Annotated in this window: 14 protein-coding genes; 7 read left to right on the forward strand and 7 right to left on the reverse strand. The window is 64.7% G+C overall.

Translation table 11 applies throughout. The annotated features are described in order from the left end of the window. Positions 1-54: 54 nt before the first annotated feature. Both hrpB and IVB48_RS34495 read right to left on the reverse strand, forming a co-directional pair. Positions 55-2532, reverse strand: coding sequence for an ATP-dependent helicase HrpB (gene hrpB, locus IVB48_RS34490; protein WP_247407259.1), 2478 nt, complete (start codon positions 2530-2532; stop codon positions 55-57). A gap of 123 nt (positions 2533-2655) precedes the next feature. Continuing rightward, entirely contained in the window at positions 2656-3972 is a 1317-nt protein-coding gene (locus IVB48_RS34495) for a UDP-glucose/GDP-mannose dehydrogenase family protein (RefSeq protein WP_247407261.1), read from the reverse strand. A 193-nt stretch (positions 3973-4165) separates the two neighbouring features. Here IVB48_RS34495 and IVB48_RS34500 point away from each other — a divergent pair, with 193 nt between their 5' ends. The 3 genes from IVB48_RS34500 to IVB48_RS34510 all read left to right on the forward strand — a co-directional run bounded on the left by IVB48_RS34500 (position 4166) and on the right by IVB48_RS34510 (position 9343). Beyond that, complete coding sequence (locus IVB48_RS34500) at positions 4166-5233, forward strand: acyltransferase family protein (protein ID WP_247407262.1); 1068 nt, start codon at positions 4166-4168, stop codon at positions 5231-5233. A 209-nt stretch (positions 5234-5442) separates the two neighbouring features. Further along, on the forward strand, positions 5443-8523 hold the full coding sequence (gene polA, locus IVB48_RS34505) for a DNA polymerase I (protein ID WP_247407274.1): 3081 nt from the start codon (positions 5443-5445) through the stop codon (positions 8521-8523). A gap of 184 nt (positions 8524-8707) precedes the next feature. Continuing rightward, positions 8708-9343 (forward strand): LysE family translocator, encoded by a 636-nt coding sequence (locus IVB48_RS34510; protein WP_027565817.1) that lies wholly within the window; start codon positions 8708-8710, stop codon positions 9341-9343. Between the two features lie 46 nt (positions 9344-9389). Here the strand turns inward: IVB48_RS34510 and IVB48_RS34515 are convergent, their stop codons facing one another. Then, complete coding sequence (locus tag IVB48_RS34515; protein WP_247407278.1) at positions 9390-10016, reverse strand: glutathione S-transferase family protein; 627 nt, start codon at positions 10014-10016, stop codon at positions 9390-9392. Between the two features lie 199 nt (positions 10017-10215). On the opposite strand from IVB48_RS34515, the gene pyrE reads away from it, so the two are divergent. Next, complete coding sequence (gene pyrE / locus IVB48_RS34520) at positions 10216-10779, forward strand: orotate phosphoribosyltransferase (RefSeq protein ID WP_018460046.1); 564 nt, start codon at positions 10216-10218, stop codon at positions 10777-10779. 239 nt (positions 10780-11018) lie between these two features. Next, positions 11019-11825 (forward strand): DUF2865 domain-containing protein, encoded by an 807-nt coding sequence (locus IVB48_RS34525; protein ID WP_247407318.1) that lies wholly within the window; start codon positions 11019-11021, stop codon positions 11823-11825. Positions 11826-11980: 155 nt separating this feature from the next. On the opposite strand, the gene IVB48_RS34530 is transcribed toward IVB48_RS34525, so the two are convergent. The 3 genes from IVB48_RS34530 to IVB48_RS34540 all read right to left on the reverse strand — a co-directional run bounded on the left by IVB48_RS34530 (position 11981) and on the right by IVB48_RS34540 (position 13037). Further along, positions 11981-12412, reverse strand: coding sequence for a hypothetical protein (locus IVB48_RS34530; protein ID WP_027514353.1), 432 nt, complete (start codon positions 12410-12412; stop codon positions 11981-11983). Positions 12413-12490: 78 nt separating this feature from the next. Next, positions 12491-12799 (reverse strand): hypothetical protein, encoded by a 309-nt coding sequence (locus IVB48_RS34535; protein WP_247407282.1) that lies wholly within the window; start codon positions 12797-12799, stop codon positions 12491-12493. Positions 12800-12806: 7 nt separating this feature from the next. Then, complete coding sequence (locus IVB48_RS34540) at positions 12807-13037, reverse strand: hypothetical protein (protein ID WP_245287726.1); 231 nt, start codon at positions 13035-13037, stop codon at positions 12807-12809. Between the two features lie 230 nt (positions 13038-13267). On the opposite strand from IVB48_RS34540, the gene IVB48_RS34545 reads away from it, so the two are divergent. Both IVB48_RS34545 and IVB48_RS34550 read left to right on the forward strand, forming a co-directional pair. Further along, complete coding sequence (locus tag IVB48_RS34545) at positions 13268-15784, forward strand: glycogen/starch/alpha-glucan phosphorylase (protein WP_247407320.1); 2517 nt, start codon at positions 13268-13270, stop codon at positions 15782-15784. Positions 15785-15878: 94 nt separating this feature from the next. Then, entirely contained in the window at positions 15879-16694 is an 816-nt protein-coding gene (locus tag IVB48_RS34550) for a thioesterase family protein (RefSeq protein WP_247407286.1), read from the forward strand. A 165-nt stretch (positions 16695-16859) separates the two neighbouring features. Here the strand turns inward: IVB48_RS34550 and IVB48_RS34555 are convergent. Further along, positions 16860-17514, reverse strand: a 655-nt coding sequence (locus IVB48_RS34555; protein ID WP_247407289.1) for a phosphoenolpyruvate carboxykinase (ATP), incomplete at its 5' end; no start/stop codon positions are given.

The raw sequence follows: 17514 nt of genomic DNA on the forward strand, positions 1-17514 counted from the left end.
CTGTGCTATTTTGACGAAAAGGATGAGCAGACGGTTAATGCGTGTTCGTAACGCTCACGTCCCGCGCGGCTTGACCCGGCGGGTCGGCAGCGCATTCGCCGGATCTTCCGGCCAGGGATGGCGCGGGTAGCGGCCGCGCAAATCGGAGCGCACTGCACTGTAGCTGCCGCGCCAGAAACCGGGGAGATCGCGCGTCACCTGCACCGGGCGCTGCGCCGGTGACAGCAGCTCCAGCACCAGCGGCACCTTGCCGGCGGCGATCGAGGGATGGGTGTTGAGACCGAACAATTCCTGGAGCCGCACCGCGATGGTCGGCCCCTGCTCGGCTTCATAGTCGATCGCGAGCACGCTGCCTGTCGGCGCCTCGAAATGCGTCGGCGCCTCGCGGTCGAGCCGCGCGCGCATCTCCCACGGCAACAACGCCATCAACGCGTCGGAGAGATCGCCGGCGGAGATATCCTTCAGCGCGATCTTGTCGTAGAGCGCCGGCACCAGCCAATCGTCGCGCCGCGCGATCAACCCATCGTCCGACAGGTCGGGCCAGCTGTCGCCCTCGGCCTTGCGCAAGAACATCACGCGGTCGCGCCATTGTCTTGCGGCCTTCGACCAGGGCAGCCGGTCGAGGCCGGCGGCGATCAGCCCGTCTGCGAAGATGCGCGCGGTGTCCTCCGAGGGCGATACGGCAAGTGTCGTCTCGGAGAGCGTGATCGCGTGCAGCGCGCGCTTGCGCCGCGCCCGCAACGCCATCGCGCCGCGATCGAACGATATCTCCTCGACGGATTCGATGTGCTCGGCGAAATGCTGCTCGATTTCGTCCTGCGAGATTTGTGCTGCGAGCAGAATGCGCCCGCTCGCCGCCGTGCCGGTCATCTCGCCGATCGCGATATAGGGCGCGCGGGCGAGCGACGAGGTCTGATCCACCGCAGCGCCTCGACCGTTGGCGAGCACAAAACTGCCATTGCCGCGGTTGCGCGCGACGCGATCCGGGAAGGCGTAGGCGAGCATCAGGCCGGTCGAGAGGTCACCTTCTCCGGTCGCCGCCTTCTCTGACGCCGCCACCTGCGAGGCCCAGCGCCGCGCGAGGTCGCGCGCGCTTGCGGCCCGCGGGGAACGGTCGCGGCGGAACTGATCCCGCCGGTGCTCGAGATCGACGCTGTCGCCGCCGAGCCCGCGCTCGGTGATGATGGCGGCGATCTCGGCGGCGGCTTCGCCTTCGCCGGCACGATGCGAATCCACGATCATGCGCGCGAGCCGCGGCGGCAGCGCCAACGCGCGCAGGCTCTTGCCCTCCGCAGTGATGCGGCCATCGCCATCAAGCGCATTGAGCTCGGCGAGCAGGCCTTTTGCTTCCTTCCAGGCCGGCTGCGGCGGCGGGTCGAGAAACGACAGCGCGGCAGGGTCGGCGACACCCCATTGCGCGAGATCGAGCACCAGCGAGGACAGATCGGCGCTGAGGATCTCGGGCTGGGTGTAGGGCGCGAGCGAGGCTGTCTGAGGTTCGTCCCAGAGCCGGTAGCAGACACCGGGCTCGGTGCGGCCGGCGCGGCCGCGGCGCTGGTCCGCTGCCGCGCGCGAGACGCGCACGGTCTCGAGCCGGGTCAGGCCGATGTCGGGCTCGTAGCGCGGCACGCGGGCAAGACCGGAATCGACCACGATGCGCACGCCCTCGATGGTCAGCGAGGTCTCCGCGATCGAGGTCGCAAGCACCACCTTGCGCGTGCCTTTGGGCGCCGGCGAGATGGCACGGTCCTGCACGGCGGCGTCGAGCGCCCCGAACAGCGGCACGATTTCAATGCTGGAATCCTGTATGCGTTCGCCGAGGAGATTCTGGGTGCGGCGGATTTCAGCGGCGCCCGGCAGGAACGCCAGCACCGAGCCGGCATCGGCCCGCAGCGCCGAGGCGATCGCATCCGCCATCTGCCGCTCGATCGGCGCGTCCGCCTTGCGGCCGAGATAGCGCGTCTCGACCGGAAAGGCGCGGCCCTCGCTTTCGACGACGGGCGCTTCGCCGAGCAATTTTGCCACGCGGGCGCCATCGAGCGTTGCCGACATCACGAGGATGCGCAAATCCTCGCGCAGGCCGGTTTGCGCATCGCGCGCGAGCGCGAGGCCCATGTCGGCATCGAGCGAACGCTCGTGGAATTCGTCGAACAGGACGGCGGCGATGCCCGACAGTTCGGGATCATCGAGGATCTGGCGGGTGAAGATGCCCTCCGTCACCACCTCGATGCGGGTCGCGCGCGAGATCTTCGAGCCGAAACGGACGCGATAGCCGATGGTCTCGCCGGCGCGTTCGCCCAGTGATTTGGCCATGCGGTCGGCGCTGGCGCGCGCCGCGATGCGCCGCGGCTCCAGCACGATGATCTTCTTGCCCTTGGCCCAGGGAGCATCGAGCAGCGCCAGTGGCACGCGCGTGGTCTTGCCGGCGCCCGGGGGCGCCACCAGCACGGCGGCATGATGCGCCTCCAGCGTGCGCGAGAGCTCGTCGAGCACGGCATCGATCGGGAGGGGCGTGTCGAAACTGCGGGGCAAAAGCTCGCTTCCGTCATCACCCGCGCATGCGGGTGATCCAGTAAACTCGAATCCCGGTTATTACGAAGATTGCGGATTACTGGATACCCCGCCTTCGCGGGGTATGACAATCATTTGCCGTTATCAGCCCTGCACCGATGGCCGTCCGACGCTCTCATACACGAAGCCAGCCGCAGCCATTTCTTCGGGGCGGTAGATGTTGCGGAGGTCGACGATGACGGGCTGCGCCATGGTCGCCTTCAGCCGATCGAGATCGAGCGCCCGGAACTGCACCCACTCGGTGACGATCACGATCGCATCGGCGCCTTCCGCGCAGGAATAGGCATCCTCGCAATAGGTGATGCTGGGCAGCTCGCCCTTCGCCTGCTCCATGCCGACGGGATCGAAGGCCTTCACCTTCGCGCCCATGTCGATCAGGCCGGTGACCAGCGGGATCGACGGCGCATCGCGCATGTCGTCGGTGTCGGGCTTGAAGGTGAGGCCGAGCACGGCGATGGTCTTGCCGCGCAGCGAGCCGCCGAGCGCCTGGCTCACTTTTCGCGCCATCGCCCGCTTGCGGTTCTCGTTGACCGCGAGCACGGATTCGACAATGCGCAAGCTCACGTCGTAGTCCTGGGCGATCTTGATCAGCGCCTTGGTGTCCTTCGGAAAGCACGAGCCGCCGAAGCCGGGGCCGGCATGCAGGAATTTGGTGCCGATGCGGTTGTCCAGGCCAATGCCGCGCGCGACCTCCTGCACGTTGGCGCCGACCTTTTCGGAGAGGTCCGCGATCTCGTTGATGAAGGTGATCTTGGTCGCGAGAAACGCGTTGGCGGCGTATTTGATCATCTCGGCGGTGCGGCGCTCCGTGAACATCAGCGGCGCCTGGTTCAGCGACAGCGGCCGATAGATGTCGCTCATCACCTTGCGACCGCGCTCGTCGGAGGTGCCGACGACGATGCGGTCGGGGAATTTGAAGTCGCGGATCGCCGCGCCCTCGCGCAGGAATTCGGGGTTCGAGGCAACGACCACGTCGGCCTTGGGATTGGTCTCGCGGATGATGCGCTCGACCTCGTCGCCGGTGCCGACCGGAACGGTCGATTTGGTCACGACGACGGTGAAGCCGGACAGCGATTGCGCGATCTCTTTCGCGGCGGCATAGACATAGGACAGATCGGCGTGGCCGTCGCCGCGGCGCGACGGCGTGCCGACCGCGATGAAGACGGCATCGGCATCCGCGACCGGCTTGGACAAATCGGTGGTGAACTCCAGCCGCTTCGCCTTGACGTTGGTCGCAACCAGTTCCTCAAGCCCGGGCTCGTAGATCGGGATCTCGCCGCGATGAAGGGCCGCGATCTTCTTCTCGTCCTTGTCGACGCAGATGACGTCGTGACCGAAATCCGCAAAGCAGGCCCCGGACACCAGTCCCACATAGCCCGTGCCGATCATAGCAATGCGCATGAAAAACCCTGTTTGGCTTGGTTAACGAAACCGCAATTCCAAGGCGGTTTAGCATTTTCCCGTGGTGAGGGAACAGCCCGCGTGCAAAAAACGGCACGGCAATTGTACCGGTTAAGAAATCGTAAGCCGCAAGGCGCCAAACTGCTCCGCGTTCACACAGATCCTGGCGGAACACGCCTCGAAAAGAGACACCATGGCACCATCAGGCACAATCGCCGCGAGCGGGGGACTCAAGGCCCCGGCTGCTGCGCGTGTCGATTGGATCGATTACGCCAAGGGCATCTGCATCGTCATGGTCGTGATGATGCATTCGGTGCTGGGGGTCGAGCTCGCCGCCGGTGAGACCGGCTTCATGCATGTTTTGGTGGCCTTCGCAAAGCCGTTCCGGATGCCGGATTTCTTCCTGATTTCGGGCCTGTTCCTGCCACTGGTGATCGACCGAGACTGGCGAACCTATCTCGACCGCAAGGTGGTGCATTTCGCCTATTTCTATGTCGTCTGGGTGACAATCCAGTTCGGCTTCAAGGCCCCCGCCTTCGCAGCGGAAACGAGCTGGCGCGACGCCGGCTTGCTGTATCTGGAATCCTTCGTCGAGCCGTTCGGCACGCTGTGGTTCATCTACCTCCTGCCGATCTTCTTCGTCATCACAAAATTGACACGGCGCATCCCGCCGCTCGCGATCTGGCTGATCGCGGCCGCACTGGAGACGGCTCGTGTCGCAACCGGCTGGACTGCGATCGACGAGTTCTGCGCGCGTTTCGTCTATTTCTATTCGGGTTATCTGTTCGCGCCCTACGTGTTCGCGCTGTCGGACCGCGCGCGCAATCATCCTGCGTGGGCGCTGGCAGCGCTCGCGACCTGGACGCTGGTCAATGGCGGTCTGGTTATGCTCGGCGCCAGCGAGTGGAAATTCGTATCGCTCGTGCTCGGCTTCGCCGGCGCCTGCGCCATCATCACGATGGGCACGCTGCTCGCGCGCGTGCAATGGCTGAACGTCTTCCGCTTCTGCGGCGAGCATTCGATCGTGATCTATCTCGCCTTCTTCCTGCCGATGGCGGCGACACGAACGCTGCTCTTGCGCACGGGCATCATTCCCGACATCGGTGCGGTGTCGTTGATCGTGACCATCGCCGGCGTGATCGGCTCGCTCGCGGTCTGGCAGATCGCACTGCGCCTAGGTGGCAATTTCCTGTTCGAGCGGCCTGATGCGTTCTGGATCGCGCCGAAGAAAACAGGGCCGCGATTGCAGGCGGCGGAGTGATACTCTGCTGTCATCCCCGCAAAGGCGGGGATCCAGTATTCCAGAGGCAGCAGTCGTATACGGATAAGTCGCAGCGTACTGGATTCCCCGCCTTCGCGGGGAATGACAGCGGGGGATGCGGGAAATGACAGTGGGGATAGCGGCTCCAGCAAGCCAAAAATCCACCTCCCGAGGCTGTCAAATCCCGCAAAAATTCATACATTGCGGCCATGCCCAAGAGCTCCCCGAAGACCACCGCCCAAGCTGACACCAAGGCTGCCGCGCCCAAGGCCGCCGAAACCAAGCCCGCTGCCGCGACAGCTGCTGCCAAGCCCGTCGCCGCGAAGGCGGCCGGCAAGGGCGACCATGTCTTCCTGGTCGACGGTTCCGGCTACATCTTCCGCGCCTACCATGCGCTGCCGCCGATGAACCGCAAGTCCGACGGCTTGCAGGTCAATGCCGTGCTCGGCTTCTGCAACATGCTGTGGAAGCTTTTGCGGGAGATGCCGGAGGACAACCGGCCGACGCATCTGGCGATCATCTTCGACAAGTCGGAAATCACCTTCCGCAACAAGATCTATCCTGAGTACAAGGCACACCGGCAGCCGGCCCCGGACGATTTGATCCCGCAATTCGCGCTGATCCGCGAAGCGGTACGCGCCTTCGACCTGCCTTGCCTGGAACAAGTCGGCTTCGAGGCCGACGATCTGATTGCGACCTATGTGCGGCAAGCCTGCGAGCGCGGCGCGAGCGCGACGATCGTGTCCTCCGACAAGGACCTGATGCAGCTCGTCACCGATTGCGTCACCATGTACGACACCATGAAGGACCGCCGCATCGGCATCCCCGAGGTGATCGAGAAGTTTGGCGTGCCGCCGGAGAAGGTGGTGGAAGTGCAGGCCCTGGCCGGCGATTCCACCGACAACGTTCCTGGCGTGCCCGGCATCGGCATCAAGACTGCGGCGCAGCTGATCGTCGAATATGGCGATCTCGAGCAACTGCTATTCCGCGCCACCGAAATCAAACAGCCGAAGCGGCGCGAGGCGCTGATCGAGAACGCCGAGAAGGCGCGCATCTCGCGGCAGCTCGTATTGCTCGACGACAAGGTCGACCTCGACGTCCCGTTGGACGATCTCGCCGTCCACGAGCCCGATGCGCGCAAGCTGATCGCGTTCCTGAAGGCGATGGAATTTTCCACGCTGACGCGCCGCGTCGCCGAGTTCTCGCAGATTGATCCGGCCAACGTCGATGCCGATCCGGGCTATTCCAGCGGCGCCAGCGTCTTCTCGCCGCTGCCGCCTTCGGACGTCGTGCCGGCCCCGGGAACCGGCGCGCCGGCGCAAGTGCCAGTGGGCCAGCGCAATGCATCGGCGACCAAGGAGGACAAGGCCGCGAGCCCGAAGGGCGCGCCGATCTCTCTCGCCGCCGCGCGCGAAGAGGCTTTGCGGAAGCTCCCGGTCGACCGCAGCAAGTACCAGGCCGTCAAGACGCTCGCGGAACTGAACGCGTTCATCGCGCGCATCCATGATGCCGGCCATGTCGCGGTCGAGATCCGGGCAAACTCGATCGATCCGATGCAGGCCGATCTCTGCGGTATCGCGATGGCGCTGGCGCCGAACGAGGCCTGCTACGTGCCGCTGGCGCACAAGCAGTCCGGCGGCGGCGCCGGGCTGTTCGACGCGGGCCTCGCGCCCGACCAGGTCAAGCATGCCGAGGCGATCGAGGCGCTGCGGCCGGTACTGGAATCACCAGGCATTCTCAAGATCGGCTTCGACGTCAAATTCACCGCGGTGATGCTGGCGCAGCACGGCATCACATTGCGCAACACCGATGATGCCCAGCTGATCTCCTACGTGCTCGACGCCGGCCGCGGCTCGCATGCGCTGGAGCAGCTGTCCGAGCGCTGGTTCGGTCACGCCATGCTCAAGGAGAACGAGCTGCTCGGCAGCGGCAAGGGCAAGATCACGTTCGACCAGGTGCCGATCGACAAGGCCGCGGCGCTGTCGGCGGAAGGCGCCGACATCACCTTGCGCGTCTGGCGCGTGCTGAAGCCGCGCCTCGTCGCCGAGCACATGACCACGGTTTACGAGACGCTGGAACGGCCTCTGGTCTCGGTGCTCGCGCGCATGGAGCGGCGCGGCATCTCGATCGACCGCCAGGTGCTGTCGCGTCTCTCCGGCGACTTCGCCCAGACCGCGGCGCGCGTCGAGGCCGAGATCCAGCAGATCGCGGGCGAGCCCGTCAATGTCGGCAGCCCGAAGCAGATCGGCGACATCCTGTTCGGCAAGATGGGACTGTCCGGCGGCACCAAGACCAAGACCGGCGCGTGGTCCACCACCGCTCAGGTGCTCGACGAGCTCGCCGAGCAGGGCCACGACCTCCCGAAGAAAATTCTGGAGTGGCGCCAGGTCTCCAAGCTGAAATCGACCTACACCGACGCGCTGCCGACCTATGTGAATCCCCAGACTCACCGCGTCCACACGACCTACGCGCTCGCCGCGACCACGACGGGCCGGCTGTCGTCGAACGAGCCAAATCTGCAGAACATTCCGGTGCGCACCGAGGACGGCAGAAAAATCCGCCGCGCCTTCATCGCGACGCCGGGGCACAAGCTGGTCTCCGCCGACTACTCGCAGATCGAGCTGCGGCTGCTCGCCGAGATCGCCGACATTCCCGTGCTGCAGCAGGCGTTCCGCGACAGTCTCGACATTCACGCCATGACGGCATCGGAAATGTTCGGCGTGCCGATCAAGGGTATGCCGAGCGAAATCAGGCGCCGTGCCAAGGCGATCAATTTCGGCATCATCTACGGCATTTCGGCATTCGGCCTCGCCAACCAGCTCGGCATCGCGCGCGAAGAGGCCTCCGCCTACATCAAGAAATACTTCGAGCGCTTCCCCGGCATCCGCGCCTACATGGACGAGACGCGCGACTTTTGTCGGAGCCGCGGCTATGTCACGACGCTGTTCGGACGGAAGATGTACTATCCCGACATCAAGGCTTCGAACGCCTCGGTGCGCGCCTTCAACGAGCGCGCCGCGATCAACGCCCGGCTCCAGGGCACCGCCGCCGACATCATCCGCCGCGCCATGACGCGGATGGAGGCTGCACTGGCCGAGAAGAAGCTCTCGGCGCAGATGCTGCTCCAGGTACATGACGAACTGATCTTCGAGGTGCCGGACGCGGAGGTCGAGGCGACGCTGCCCGTCGTGCAGCACGTCATGCAGGACGCGCCGTTCCCGGCCGTGCTGCTCTCGGTGCCGCTGCATGTCGATGCACGCGCCGCCAACAATTGGGACGAGGCGCATTGAAGCTACGTCTTCGCTTCGCTCTTCCGAACTTACAGTGTCGTCCCGGCCTAGTGCGCAATTGCGCACTAGGCCGGGACGACGCTGGAGGGACACGCACAAGCTGAATTGTCCTCCGAGCAATTGCGCGATGGCGGCGCGATCGCCCGCACATTAGAATCGTGCCGTCTCCCGCACCGGTTCAGCCATGCCCCACACATCCGCCCTGCTCGGCTTCGCTCTCGTCTGCCTCGGCCTCGTGCTCACGCCCGGGCCGAACATGATCTACCTGATCTCGCGTTCGATCACGCAAGGGCCGGCGGCGGGCATCGTCTCGCTCGGCGGCGTGGCGCTCGGCTTCGTGTTCTACATGCTGTGCGCGGCGTTCGGCATCACGGCGCTGCTGCTCGCCGTTCCCTTTGCCTATGACGCGTTGCGCTTCGCCGGCGCCGGTTATTTGCTGTGGCTGGCCTGGCAGGCGGTAAAGCCGGGCGGTCGCTCGCCATTCCAGGTCAAGCAGCTTGCGATCGACAGCCCGCGCAAACTGTTCGCAATGGGGTTCGTCACCAATCTGCTCAACCCGAAGATCGCGATGCTTTACCTCGCGCTGCTGCCGCAGTTCATCGACCCCGCCGCCGGCAGCGTGCTGGCGCAGTCGGTGGTGCTCGGCGCGATCCAGATCGCGATCAGTGTCAGCGTGAATGCCATGATCGCGCTCGCGGCAGGATCGATCGCGCTGTTTCTCGCAAGCCGGCCAAGCTGGATGCTGGTCCAGCGCTGGCTGATGGGCACGGTGCTGGCCGGGCTTGCGGTGCGGATGGCGGTCGAGGCGCGGAAGGTGTGATTTTCACCTCTCCCCGTAAGAACGGGGAGAGGGAGAAGAGCCACCCTCAATCCAGCTTCGCCTCCATGCCCCGCTTCACCGCCGGACGGGCCATCAGGGCCTCGTACCAGCGCTTGACGTGGGGGAAGTCGGCCAGGTCAACCTTGTGGCGAGGGTGACGCCAGGCCCAGCCCAGGATGGCAAAATCGGCAACTGATAGCTCGCCGGCGACGAAATCGCGGGCCTCCAGCCGGCGGTCGAGGACGCCGTAGAGCCGTCGCGTCTCCGCCATGTAGCGCTTGAGGCCGTAGGCGCGCTCCTGCTCGTTCTCGAGCACGATGAAATGGTGCACCTGGCCCGGCATCGGCCCGAAGCCGCCCATCTGCCACATCAGCCATTCGTAGACGGGGATGCGGCCCGAAAGCGATTTCGGCAGGAATTTGCCGGTCTTTTCGCCGAGATACAGCAGGATCGCACCCGACTCGAAGATGCTGACGGGCTTGCCGTCCGGCCCCTCGGGGTCGAGGATCGCGGGAATCTTGTTGTTGGGCGAGAGCTTCAGGAACTCCGGCGCCATCTGTTCGCCCTTGCTGATATTCACCGGGATCACCTTGTAGGGCAGCCCCATTTCCTCCAGCGCAACCGAGATCTTGCGGCCGTTCGGCGTGTTCCAGGTGTGCAGCTCGATGGTCATTTGTCGCGTGTCCTTGCCCAGCCTTCTCGCGGGTTTTCTTGCCCGAGATATCCGGCATCCACCTACCCCAGAACGTTGCACCCCCACAACCGGCGGCCCGGGATGGCCGATCCCTGTTGACGGGGGAAGCCCCCTCTGGAATGTCGGGGCCGTCGCGGATAACTTCCGCCACCTCCAAAAATGCTCCCGAGGGCCCGCCGTGTCTAAATCAGCCTCCCGCGCCCGCCTGTTCGAGATCATCCGCCGGCGCTCCTTCGGCCGCGGCGAGGTGACGCTCGCGTCGGGCCGCAAGAGCGACTTCTACTTCAACCTCAAGCCGACCATGCTCGACCCGGAGGGTGCGACGCTGCTCGCCGAGCTGACCTATGAGGCGCTGAAGGACGACCAGCTCGATTTCATCGGCGGGCTCGAGATGGGCGCGGTGCCGCTGGCCGGCGCGCTGGCGCAGATCTCCTGGATCAAGGGCCATCCCATCGCGGCCTTCTTCGTGCGCAAGAAGCCGAAGGAGCATGGCGCGAAGCTCGCGATCGAGGGGTTGCCCAGGGGCGAGACGCTGGAGGGCAAGCGCGTCGTGATCGTCGAGGACGTCACCACCACCGGCGGATCGGCGATGAAGGCGGTGGAGGCGGTGCGCGAGACCGGCGCTGAAGTGGTGCTGGTGCTGACGATGGTCGACCGCGAGGAAGGCGCCGACGACACCTTTGGCGCGGCCGGCCTGCCATTCCGCTCGCTGTACAAGGCGTCGGAGTTCTTGAAAGCGTAAGCGGCTAGACTTTCTCCGCCGTCGTGCCCGGGCTTGACTCGGGCATCCACGTCTTTGCCGCACCAGAGATCGTGGATGGCCGGGACAAGCCCGCCCATGACGAGGTCCACCTCGTCCGGCGACACCGCTCCCCCTCAACCGCTCATTTACCATCCCGCCTTATGGTGAATCATGTGCTGAGACCTGAGGGTCCCGGCCGGTTGGGTAGCGTTGGGTGGAGTAAGCGTTTGCGTACAGTCATGTCCCATGCGCGCCGGTGGCGTCGCGCGATACTCGCAGCCGCCACATTGGCAGCACCGCTGCTTGCGGCTCCGGCCCCGGTTTCGGCCGAAGGCCTGTTCGACTTCTTCTTCGGCGGAATGCAGCAGCAGCAGCGGCCGCAGCGTGAGGTGCCGCAGCAGGCGAACTCCTACGCCGACCCCTTCACCGGCCAGCAGAATGCCGCAAGCCCGCAATACGTGCCGCCGACACGTGCGGCCGCGGCCGGCGGCTCGGGACCGGCGTTCTGCGTGCGCAGCTGCGACGGCAAATATTTTCCCCTGATGCGCGGCCTCACCTCGCCCGCGCAGATGTGTCAGGCCTTCTGTCCTGCAAGCGCGACCAAGATCTATTTCGGCTCCTCGATCGACGGCGCCGCGTCGCAGACCGGCGAGCGCTACGCCGATAGCGAGAACGCGTTCGCCTATCGCAAGGCGCTGCGCGCCGACTGCACCTGCAACGGCCGCGAGCCGGTCGGCCTCGCTCCGGTCGATCTGGCGCTGGACTCGTCGCTGAAACCCGGCGACGTGATCGCCACCAGCGACGGCCTCGTCGCCTATACCGGCATCCGCGTCGGCAACGACCAGGCCGCGGACTTCACCCCGGTCGCCTCCTATCCCGGTCTCACCGCGCAGGTCCGCGCGCGGCTCGGCGAGATGAAGGTGGCGCCGGTGCGCGCCGAGACCGTGGCGGCGGATAGCCCGGCCGCGGAGATCGTGCGCGAGACGCTCCCCGACGTGACGGTGCCGAAAACGCAGAAGCCGGCGAAGCGGGCGGGGCTGGAGTAGCTCAGGCTGGTCTGTAGCCAAGCCGTCATTGCGAGCGACTTGTCCGCCGAAGCTCGAAGAGCGAAGGCGGAAGCGAAGCAATCCAGTCTGCCTCCGTGGAGGCACTCTGGATTGCTTCGTCGCAAGAGCTCCTCGCAATGACGGAGGATGGTGAGTTACCGTCCGATGATCACGCCGATCACATTCGGCGCCGCCAGATATTTCTCCTCGATCGCCGCGCGCGCGGCGGCGCGGTTGTCTGCCGTGAGCAGGCCGCGCTTCTCGGCCAGGATCATCCAGCAAAAACCCCACCAATCAGTGAGCATGCCCTGATCGTCGACGAGGTCATACCCCTGCTCGGCGGCGAAGATGCGCGCATGCGCTTCGTCCAGCGTGTCCAAGAACAGATGGTCCTCGGCCGAGAACAGATCGTCGCTGACATCGTCGATGGTGTAGCCCCAGATCGACTGGCACACCGCGTTGAACTCGCGGTCGAACTGGTCGTCGTCGACCGCGTAGCGCCGCGCCGCCTGATGCAGCCGCGACAGCGAGCGCGCGAAATCGGCGATCCTGGTGAGGGCAAATTGATCGAAGGCAATGGTGGACATGTAGTCCTCGCGAAGTCTGTCAGACGCTAGATATTGTGTCGGCAACGCGACGAATCACAATGATATATCAAAGACTTGCTAAAGTGTTCTTAATTTGTTCTGGCGCTGCCGTTGTGCCCATTCATCAGGATAGGGCTTCCGATCACCGACAAATTCAGAAGTGTACTGTCCCCAGCCATAGTGGCGGTAATAGAGCTGCATCGCCTCATCGTGGCTTTGTGCTTCGAAGCGAAGGACGCATCGCGGAGCTGCTTGATCGACCTTCGCCGCTTTATCGTACAGATGCTTCCGAATATCGTCGCCGTCAGGACCGGCAAGTACAAGCGAGGGCAGCACCTGACCGCTTTCGTGGATTACTTCCCAGATTTCGTGGAACGGCGATGCCAACCCAGCCTCACATCGCCGACATCAACCTATCCCCGCACGCGCTCGCATAAAACTTGCCGCCGCATTGGCGCTTGATGGCGGCGCAGCGGGCGGCGGGTGTGGCGTTTTGCGGGAGCGAGACCGCGCAGCTCAGGCCGTCGGCGCTGCGGCCCGTCTTGCCGGCGGCGAAGGCGGCGCTGGACGCGGTGATGCAGACGACGAGGAAGGTGGCGGCGGCGATTTCGATCAGCCGTCTCATCAGAGCTTTCATCGGAGAGTTCATGGGGCGCCTCCTCCACACTGATGGCTGAATTGGCCGCCATTCTAGCACCAAATCCACGTTTCCCCGTATGCGTCCGGGTTCCCAAATCGGCCCGTTCCTTGCATAATTTTACGCCAACGCAGTGCACGGTCGCACCAGCAATGGTTCCGGTACAGAGGCAAGATGCGTAGGGTCAGTAGTGTTCTCGCGACCAGGAAGTGACGACTTTGCAAGATTCATCGTTCCAGCCCAATTTCCCCGCCCCCAACCAGCCCATCGACGAACTCGCGCTGGCTGAGATCAAGGGTGCGATACTGGCGAAGCTGCGCCTTGCCATCGGCAAGGATGCGGGCATGGCGACCAAGCACGACTGGTACCAGGCCGCCGCGCTGGCGCTGCGCGACCGCATCGTGCATCGCTGGCTCACGGCCGAGAAACACAGCTACGATGCGGGGCGCAAGCGCGTCTATTATCTCTCGCTCGAATTCCTGATCGGCCGCCTCTTCAGCGACGCGCTGAACAATATGGGGCTATTGAAGATCTTCGAAGTCGCGCTCGGCGATCTCGGCGTCTCCTTGCCGGAGCTGCGCAAATGCGAGCCGGACGCGGCGCTCGGCAATGGTGGCCTGGGCCGTCTTGCCGCCTGCTTCATGGAAAGCATGGCGACGCTGTCGATCCCCGCGATCGGCTACGGCATCCGTTATGATTATGGCCTGTTCCGTCAGATCATCAATCAGGGCTGGCAGCAGGAATATCCGGACGAATGGCTCGGCTTCGGCAACCCCTGGGAATTGCAGCGGCCCGAAGTGATCTACGACATTCGCTTCGGCGGCGGTGTCGAGCATGTCGAAGACAAGGGTCGCGATCGCGCGATCTGGCATCCGGCCGAGACCGTGCAGGCAATGGCCTATGACACGCCGATCGTCGGCTGGCGCGGCCAGCACGTCAACGCGCTGCGGCTGTGGTCGGCACGCTCGCCCGATCCGTTGAAGCTCGATGCCTTCAACACCGGCGACTATGTCAGCGCCAGCGCCGAGCAGTCGCGCGCAGAAGCCATTTGTAAATTCCTCTACCCGAACGACGAGAGCCCGGCGGGCCGCGAGTTGCGCCTGCGCCAGGAATATTTCTTCGTCTCGGCTTCGCTGCAGGACCTGATCAAGCGGCACCTTGCGTCCGACGGCCAGCTCCGCAGCCTGTCGAGCAAGGTCGCGGTGCAGCTCAACGACACCCATCCGAGCCTGGCCGTCACCGAGCTGATGCGGATCCTGATCGACGATCACAATTTCCGCTGGGATGAGGCCTGGAAGATCACGGTCGCCACGCTGTCCTACACCAATCACACGCTGCTGCCCGAGGCGTTGGAGACCTGGCCGGTCGAGCTGTTCGAACGGTTGTTGCCGCGGCATCTCGAGATCATCTACCGCATCAACGTGCAGCACCTCGCGCTCGCAGAGGCGCGCGCCCCCGGCGACATTGACTTCCGCGCCTCGGTCTCGCTGATCGACGAGCGGAGTGGCCGGCGCGTGCGCATGGGCCAGCTCGCCTTCGTCGGCTCGCACCGCATCAACGGCGTCTCGGCGATGCATTCGGACCTGATGCGCGAGACCGTGTTCCATGACCTCAACCATCTCTACCCCGGCCGCATCACCAACAAGACCAACGGCATCACCTTCCGCCGCTGGCTGATGCTGGCGAACCCCAAACTGACAGATCTGTTGCACGAGACCTGCGGCGATGCCGTGCTCGATGATCCGACGCAGCTCAGCCTGATCGAGGCCCGCGCCAGCGACGTCGAATTCCAGAAGAGGTTCCGCGCAGTCAAGCTTCACAACAAGACGGCGCTGGCGCGCCTGATCGGCGAGCGGCTCGGCATCAAGGTCGATCCGAGCGCGCTGTTCGACGTGCAGATCAAGCGCATCCACGAATACAAGCGCCAGCTTCTCAACGTCATCGAGACCGTGGCGCTGTACCAGGCGATCAAGGACGACCCCAACGGCAACTGGGTGCCGCGGGTGAAGATCTTCGCGGGCAAGGCGGCGGCGAGCTACCGCTACGCCAAGTTGATCATCAAGCTGATCAACGACGTCGCGGAAGTCGTCAACAACGATCCCGCGATCGGCGGCAAGCTCAAGGTCGTCTTCCTGCCCGACTACAATGTCAGCCTCGCCGAGGTGATCATTCCCGCCGCCGACCTGTCCGAGCAGATCTCGACGGCCGGCATGGAAGCCTCCGGCACCGGCAACATGAAACTGTCGCTGAACGGCGCCCTCACGATCGGCACGCTCGACGGCGCCAACATCGAGATCCGCGACCATGTCGGCGCGGAGAACATCGCGATCTTCGGCATGGAAGCCGGCGATGTGATGATCCGGCGCAAGCAGGGGTTGGACGCCTCCGACGTGATCCGCAATTCGCCCAAGCTCCAGCGCGCCATCAATGCGATCGGCGCCGGCGAATTCTCGCCCGGCGATCCCGGCCGCTTCGAATCGATCGCGCACGCGCTGCGCTATCTCGACCACTACATGGTCAGCGCCGATTTCGATTCCTATTACGAGGCGCAGCGCAGCGTCGATGCGCGCTGGCAGGTGGCGCCGGCCTGGACCCGCGCCTCGATCCTCAACGTCGCGCGCATGGCGTGGTTCTCCTCCGACCGCACCATTCGCGAATATGCCGAGGAGATCTGGAACGTGCCGGTGAATCCGACCACGCCGTTGCTGCCGACCTTGCGCGACGTTGCGGGCTGAATTTCCGCGACGTGAAATCGGTTACTCACGAGGTAATTGCACAAGCCGGCGGCGGACGTGATATGACGTCCGTCATTGAACGCCGGATCGAACAATGCACGCCAAGCTCCCGCACCCTTTCGACGACGCCACCCGCGTCACCGCCGGTGACTCCAGCTGGCAGGGGCACACCAGCGACGACTATTGGGCCTTTGTCGGCCCGTTCGGCGGCGTTACGGCCGCGACTATCCTGCGTGCGCTGATCGAGCATCCGGAACGTGCCGGCGACCCGCTGGCGCTCACCGTCAATTACTGTGCGCCGATCGCGAAGGGACCGTTCGATCTGGACGTGCGGCTGGTGAAGGCCAATCGCTCCAGCCAGCACTGGAGCGTCGAACTGTCCCAAGGCGGCGGCGAGGTCGCAACGCTCGCCACCGCCGTATTCGCCGAACGCCGGTCGTCCTGGGAGCACAGAGTGGCGCAATATCCCGATGCTAAGCCGTTCGAAGAGACGATGCCGTTCCCGAAGATCGCGGCGTCCTGGGCTAACCAGTACGAATTCCGCTTCGTCGAGGGCGAGATGCGGATCGGGCCGCCCAAGCCCGAGCTTGCCAGCACTTACTCAAAGCTCTGGATCAGCGATCGCGAGCCGCGCAAGCTCGACATGCCTTCGCTGATGTCGATGTCGGACGCCTTCTTCGGCCGCATCTTCCACGCGCGGCGCGAACTTGTGCCGTTCGGCACGGTGTCGCTGACGACGTATTTCCACACTGACAGCGAAGAGCTCGCCGCCGACGACATCACGCGCGTGCTGGCGACCGCCGATTCGAAGATCATGCACAAGAGCTACGCCGACCAGAACGCCGAGCTGTGGTCGCCGAACGGAAGACTGCTCGCGACGAGCACGCAGATCGCCTATTTCAAGGTGTAGCTGCTTCCGCAAGTTCGTCATTGCGAGCGCAGCGAAGCAATCCAGACTGTTTCCGCGGAGGGATTCTGGATTGCTTCGCTGCGCTCGCAATGACGGTGGAGAGACATCTCGAAAAGCAATAGGGCGGCCTCGCGGCCGCCCTTTCGAATTTCAAACGACGCAAGCTTACTCCGCCGCGAGCTTCACGTCCGGTGCAGCGGCGCGGACCTCGGCGTCGACCTGGGCTTCGAACTTGGCAAAGTTCTTCTGGAACATGCCGACGAGCGCGCGGGCGGTCTTGTCGAACTCGTCCTTGTCCTTCCAGGTGTTGACCGGGTTGAGGATCTCGCTCGGCACGCCCGGCAGCGCGGTCGGGACCGCGAAGCCGAAATATTTGTCGGTGCGGAATTCGACGTTGCGAAGCGAGCCGTCGAGCGCAGCGGTCAGCAGCGCGCGCGTCACCTTGATCGGCATGCGCGAGCCGGTGCCGTACTTGCCGCCGGTCCAGCCGGTGTTGACCAACCAGCAGTCGACATTGTGCTGGGCGATCAGGTCGCGCAGCATGTTGCCGTAGACCGAGGGATCGAGCGGCAGGAAGGGCGAACCGAAGCAGGTCGAGAATTCCGGCTGCGGCTCATTGCCGAGACCACGCTCGGTGCCCGCGACCTTGGCGGTGTAGCCCGACAGGAAGTGATACATCGCCTGCGCCGGCGAGAGCTTGGCGATCGGCGGCAGCACGCCAAAGGCGTCGGCGGCGAGCATCACCACGTTCTTCGGCTGCGGGGCGCGGCCGGTGCGGGAGGCGTTCGGGATGAATTCGAGCGGATACGCCGAGCGCGTG

It is taken from the genome of Bradyrhizobium sp. 76, from assembly GCF_023073025.1.
Classification (GTDB): domain Bacteria; phylum Pseudomonadota; class Alphaproteobacteria; order Rhizobiales; family Xanthobacteraceae; genus Bradyrhizobium.